This window comes from Nocardiopsis sp. NPDC055551, assembly GCF_053619415.1.
Window position 1 is genome coordinate 25,853 of sequence record NZ_JBSHJJ010000020.1, and the last position, 5,147, is coordinate 30,999.

General features: G+C 66.0%; 6 protein-coding genes. 3 read left to right on the forward strand and 3 right to left on the reverse strand.

Annotation, left to right across the window (positions count from 1 at the left end; genetic code table 11):
• Window positions 1-5 precede the first annotated feature (5 nt).
• Together ACWGSK_RS27310 and ACWGSK_RS27315 are read left to right on the forward strand one after the other, a co-directional pair.
• The gene (locus tag ACWGSK_RS27310) at window positions 6-1,229 is read left to right on the forward strand and encodes a sensor histidine kinase (protein ID WP_358513992.1); all 1,224 of its coding nucleotides are present in this window, start codon (window positions 6-8) and stop codon (window positions 1,227-1,229) included.
• The gene (locus ACWGSK_RS27315; protein WP_358513994.1) at window positions 1,226-1,831 is read left to right on the forward strand and encodes a response regulator transcription factor; all 606 of its coding nucleotides are present in this window, start codon (window positions 1,226-1,228) and stop codon (window positions 1,829-1,831) included. Before ACWGSK_RS27310 ends, ACWGSK_RS27315 begins: the two co-directional genes overlap by 4 nt.
• A gap of 29 nt (window positions 1,832-1,860) precedes the next feature.
• On the opposite strand, the gene ACWGSK_RS27320 is transcribed toward ACWGSK_RS27315, so the two are convergent.
• Window positions 1,861-2,466: a dTDP-4-dehydrorhamnose 3,5-epimerase family protein gene (locus tag ACWGSK_RS27320; RefSeq protein ID WP_358513996.1), complete on the reverse strand. Its 606-nt coding sequence runs from the start codon at window positions 2,464-2,466 to the stop codon at window positions 1,861-1,863.
• 80 nt (window positions 2,467-2,546) lie between these two features.
• Window positions 2,547-2,720 carry a hypothetical protein gene (locus tag ACWGSK_RS27325; RefSeq protein ID WP_358513998.1) on the reverse strand — a complete coding sequence of 58 codons (174 nt, stop codon included), beginning with the start codon at window positions 2,718-2,720 and terminating at the stop codon, window positions 2,547-2,549.
• 221 nt (window positions 2,721-2,941) lie between these two features.
• On the opposite strand from ACWGSK_RS27325, the gene ACWGSK_RS27330 reads away from it, so the two are divergent.
• Window positions 2,942-4,117 (forward strand): macrolide family glycosyltransferase, encoded by a 1,176-nt coding sequence (locus tag ACWGSK_RS27330; RefSeq protein WP_358514004.1) that lies wholly within the window; start codon window positions 2,942-2,944, stop codon window positions 4,115-4,117.
• On the opposite strand, the gene ACWGSK_RS27335 is transcribed toward ACWGSK_RS27330, so the two are convergent.
• On the reverse strand, window positions 4,098-4,982 hold the full coding sequence (locus ACWGSK_RS27335; RefSeq protein WP_358514000.1) for a TIGR03621 family F420-dependent LLM class oxidoreductase: 885 nt from the start codon (window positions 4,980-4,982) through the stop codon (window positions 4,098-4,100). The two genes, ACWGSK_RS27330 and ACWGSK_RS27335, sit on opposite strands and share 20 nt — an antisense overlap.
• Between the last annotated feature and the right edge of the window lie 165 nt (window positions 4,983-5,147).

A 5,147-nucleotide genomic window follows, 5' to 3' on the forward strand; every position in this document is an offset into this window, starting at 1 on the left:
TCTTCATGAACCACCCAGGCGCGCAGGAACGGCCGACCGCATCGCTGGGACGATCCATCGATGAGGTCGGCCGGCGACTTTTCGACCCGCCCTCCCACTCCTCCCATGGCAGCGGGGCACTGTGGGTCTCCGCCGGATTGACCCTGTTGTTCAGCCTGCTGATGCTGCCGTACGGACTGACCGTGGCGGAGGGCCTGGACGCGGAACCGGGCGCGTGGGTCCTCGGGATCGGGTTCGCCTACGTCGTCTCCTATCTGATCTTCGTGATCCTGGGGGAGTCGAAGGCGTGGTTCGTACGAATGCTCATGTGCGCCCTGCTCCTGCTCCTGGGAGGTGCGCTGGTCACACTCGCCGGGTTGGAGAACGCATGGGTCCTGGTCTTCGCCCTCTGCGTGATCACCGCCTTCTCCCGCACCGTGGTGGCGACCGGTGTGGTGCTCTTGGTGGTCGGTGCCCTCGCCGGCGTCGCGTTCTTCACCGGGGAGATCATCTCGGTGCTCTCCGACCTGGTCCTACTGGCCTCCGTCGGCATCGCGATGATCCTGTTCATCCGCCTGGTGGACGCCAACGGTGAGTTGCGCAGGGCCAGGGACGAGGTGGCGGAGTTCGCCGTCGTGAAGGAACGTGAACGTGTCGCCCGGGAACTCCACGACATCCTGGGCCACAGCCTCACCTCCATCACCGTCCAGGCGGGGGTGCTCCGACGCGTCCTCGAACACGCCGGACACGAGCAGGAGGCGCGACAGGCGGGAGAGGTCGAACAGGTGGCCCGGCAGTCGCTGTCGGACGTTCGAGCCACGGTGTCGGACTACCGATCGGTGACACTGGCGGGCGAGATCGCGGGGGCCGGAGTCGTCCTCCGCTCCGTGGGGATCGTTCCACGCCTTCCACGAGCGGTGGACGAGGTCTCCTCGGACGCGCAACGGGTGCTCGGCTACGTGGTCCGAGAGGCGGTGACCAACGCGGTACGGCACTCGGACGCCACGGTGGTCGAGATCCGCCTCGACAGGAACGGCGTGGAGGTGCTGGACAACGGTCCGGGCGTTGGACCCGTGGTCAAGGGGAATGGTCTGCGCGGCCTGGAGGAGAGGATCACGGATCAAGGGGGCGAACTCAGGTTCGGTCGGCGCCCCGACGGAGGGTTCTACGTGGCGGCGGCCCTCCACCCCGAGGACGACTTCGAGGGTGGCGGATCGGCTCCACCGGAGACTGATGGGAGCAACGAATGATCCGTGTCCTCGTGGCGGACGACCAGGCGTTGATCCGCGGCGCGCTCGCCGCCATGCTCGACCTCGAATCCGACATCACGGTCGTGGCCCAGGTGGGTACCGGGGAAGAGGTACTCGCCGCGGCTCGTGAGACGAGTCCGGACGTGGCCCTGCTCGACATCCAGATGCCCGGCAAGGACGGATTCGCCGCCGCGGAGGAGCTACGCCGAAACGTCCCGGGGTGCCGGGTCCTGATCTGCACCACCTTCAGCCGGCCCGGCTATCTGGTTCGCGCCATGTCCGCCGGAGCCACGGGTTTCATGGTCAAGGACGCGCCTCCCGAGGAGCTGGCGAAGGCCGTGCGCAAGGTGAGCAAGGGGGTCAGGGTCGTGGATCCGACACTGGCCGCGGAGTCCCTCACCCACGGCATCAACCCCCTCACCTCCAGGGAGAAGGAAGTACTCCTGGGGGTGCTGGAGGGGGACACCATCACCGAAACGGCCAAGCGGTTGTTCCTCAAGGAGGGGACGGTGCGCAATCACCTGTCCTCGGCGATCGGCAAGACGGACACCCGGACCCGGTCCGAGGCGGCCCTGGTGGCTCAGGGCCGCGGTTGGCTGTGAGCGGTGGGGCGCTCCCGGGCCGGGTGTCCTCAGGCCTCGGTCAGGGCCTTCTCCCCGGCGATGGAGTCCTCATACGTGGGCAGCAGTCCCGCTTCGAGCGCCTTCGCCACCGTGGGGGCGGAAGCGTCACGGGTGGACCGGATGAGACCCGATCCCTCCGGTAGGGGTAGCCCCAACTCCGGATCGTGGACGTCGACCCCCAACTCGTTCGCGGGCACGTACTCCTCCGAGAGGAGATAGGTGATCACCGTCCCCTCCTCAAGTGCCAGTACGGCGTGTCCCACCCCGACGGGAAGGTAGACCGCCTTCGGTGAGTCGGGGCCGATGAGCACCGAGTCCCACCGCCCCCAGGTGGGTGAGCCGACCCTGAGGTCCACGACCATGTCGAGCGCACGTCCGGCCGGGCAGTGCACGAACTTGGCGCACCCCGGAGGGGTGGCCGTGTAGTGGACCCCGCGCACCACACCCTTGCGGGAGCGGGTGAAGCTGACCTGACCGGGCCGGAAGGGCCGGCGCCCGAGCGCGCGCACGAAGTCGGACTCCATGAGCGAGGACGCGAAGCATCCCCGGTCATCGGGGAACACGGGGAAACCGAACTCCACGGCTCCCTCCACCGAGAGGTGGCGAAACTCCATGATGTCTCTCCGATGAGCTGTTTCTTCGAGCTGGGACGAGTGTGAACGGCTGCGGGTCGTCCGGCTTCGGAAGGGGTGGGTCAGGCCTGGCGGCTGCGCTTGCTCAGGCTGAGCCCGACCGCGATGCCGATCACCACACCGATCGGGATGAGGATGTGCGGGCCGAGTACGAACAGGCCGGCGACGCCTCCGATCACACCACCGGCGACCGAGGTGGCGGACATGACGACGATCTGCTTGGTGTTCTCGTTCATGACGGAGACCTTTCACTTCTGCTGCGGAGACTACGGAGATCTCTGAATTCTCATTCTCGATCCACTTTCATGATGTCGTTCCGCTCGTGTCCGTGCTTAGGGTGAATATCATGCGAACGGGATGACAGTTGTCATTGGTCTGATGCCCGAAAAATCACTAGTCTGACCGAAAGTCTAATCTAGGAGTAAGCGACGGAGTCGACGTGGCACATTTCGTCTTCATGGCCCCCCCGGCCACAGGACACATCAACCCGACACTGGGCCTGGTCTCGGCGCTCGTCCGGAGAAGACACCGAGTGAGCTATTTCGTCACGGAGGAACACGAGGGTCGGGTCAAGGAGGCCGGTGCCGAACCGGTGCCGTACCAGACCACGATGCCCGGTTCGGAGGCCAAGCCCCTCACGCTGAGCGGACTCGACGTCACCCGAGGCCTCCTGTCCGGGCTGAGGGAGACCCGGCACCTCTCCGAGAGCCTTGACGGTTGGTTCGCGCGGAATCGACCGGACCTCGTGGTCTTCGATGGCCTGGTCGCCTGGTGGGGTCGCCTGCTGGCCTACCGGCACGGCATACCGGCGGTGCCCTCCTGGCCCAACTTCGTGTCCAACGACGCGTGGTCGCTGACCGACGAGTACGTCAAGTTCAACAAGCTGGACCCGAGGCTCTACGGGTTCATCCTTCGCATGCGGCGGATGGCGATCAAGGAGGGGCTCACCCTGGTCGAGCTCATGGACTCGCTCGGCCGTGGTGTTCCCGAACACCTCGTCTTCCTGCCGCGGGAGTTCCAGTTCGAGGGGCACAGCTTCGACGAGAGCTTCCGTTTCGTCGGACCCTGCCTGCGCGAGGGGCGAGGGGACCAGGGCTGGACGCCCCCGCCGGACCGCCCCGTGCTCCTGGTCTCCCTCGGCACCCTCTATCACAACCGGCCCGACTTCTTCCGGGATGTCATCCAGGCCTTCGGTGACTCGTCCTGGCACGTGGTCCTGGTGATCGGACGACACGTCGACCCGGCCGTTCTCGGCGAGGTCCCGCGCAACTGCGAGGTCCACGTGACGGTGCCGCAACTGGAAGTGCTCGGGCACGCGCGGCTGTTCCTCACACACGCGGGGATGGGAAGCGTCATGGAGTCCCTGAGCTTCGGTGTCCCGATGCTCGCCGCGCCCCAGATGGGCGAACAGCGCGCCAACGCGGACCGCATCGAGCAGCTCAACCTGGGAAGGGTGCTTCGGGAGGGTCCGGAGGACATGGTGGACCATCTGCGTCGACTCGCCGACGAGATCTCGACCGACGACACGGTGCGGACCTCGGTGGAGGACATGCGCCGCGCCTTCGAACGGGCCGGTGGGGTGGAGGCCGCGGTTCGAGTGGTCGAGGGTGCGGTCAACGCACGAGTTCGATGACCTTCCCGAAGTCCTCCATGGCGGCCTCCATCACCGTGTAGTAGGTGATGCCGAACCTTTCGGTGTGGCTCTCCAGTTGTTCGGCGATATCGCGTGGGCGGCCGACGAACACGGTGGGGAGTTCGAGGACCTGATCGATGGTCAGGTCGGGCCCGTACCGCTCCCGGAGTCGGTCGCCGGCGGCGCGACGGTCGCCGGTGAGGACGGTGGCCTTGCTCAGCACGTTGAACTCCACACCATCGGGCCGGTAGGAGGTCTCCGCCCGCACGAAGTCGACCCTCTTCTCCAGTGTCGGTGCGTCGACCAGGCCGGTCCTGCCGTATTCAGGGCGAAACCTCGCTCCCGTGAAACCGACGATCTCCGCCTCGTGGGCGGCCAGGCGCAGGACACGTTCGCCGTGGCCTCCGATCATCAGGGGCGGGTGCGGACGCTGCGCGGGGTACGGAAGCACGTCCGAGTCCAGGAACTCCCGTAGACCGGACAGAGCCCCCTCCAGCCGCCGGACCCGCGACCCCGGACTCCCGAACTCGATGTCGGCCGATACGAATTCGTGCTCGACGTAACCGGTTCCCATTCCGATTTCGAGCCTGCCGTCGAGGAGAAGGTCGGTCGTGGCCACATCTCGGGCCAAAAGGGCGTGATTGTAGAAACAGCTGTTGATTACATAAGCGGCGATCTTTGGTCGGCTGGTGGCCGAACCGGCCGCCACCATGGAAGGAAAGGGAGACATCAAATTAAGGTGATCGGGAACCCCGATGACGTCGTATCCCAACGCTTCCGCCCGTGCGCACTTCTTCGCCCACTCCGCTGCGGTGCAGCCGGATGAGATCAGTACGACGCCGAATCTGAGTCGTCTATCGAGCATGTGGACCAGTATTCCAATCCACCGCCTACGTGTCCGCCGCAGGTGCACAAACAGGGGTCCTAGGGGGCGATGTTAGGGGTTGTTGGCGCCCCACGACGAGGGGCAGGCTCAAACCGGACAAGTACCTCTGTGTGCCATTCGTTCTGTGCTCGCCGGAAGGTGGAG

What these genes read in the sequence shown, in the direction of transcription:
- ACWGSK_RS27310 (WP_358513992.1), top strand. Translation starts at nt 6, where the DNA reads ATGAACCACCCAGGCGCGCAGGAACGGCCGACCGCATCGCTGGGACGA.
- ACWGSK_RS27315 (WP_358513994.1), top strand. Translation starts at nt 1,226, where the DNA reads ATGATCCGTGTCCTCGTGGCGGACGACCAGGCGTTGATCCGCGGCGCG.
- ACWGSK_RS27320 (WP_358513996.1), bottom strand. Translation starts at nt 2,466, where the DNA reads ATGGAGTTTCGCCACCTCTCGGTGGAGGGAGCCGTGGAGTTCGGTTTC.
- ACWGSK_RS27325 (WP_358513998.1), bottom strand. Translation starts at nt 2,720, where the DNA reads ATGAACGAGAACACCAAGCAGATCGTCGTCATGTCCGCCACCTCGGTC.
- ACWGSK_RS27330 (WP_358514004.1), top strand. Translation starts at nt 2,942, where the DNA reads ATGGCCCCCCCGGCCACAGGACACATCAACCCGACACTGGGCCTGGTC.
- ACWGSK_RS27335 (WP_358514000.1), bottom strand. Translation starts at nt 4,982, where the DNA reads ATGCTCGATAGACGACTCAGATTCGGCGTCGTACTGATCTCATCCGGC.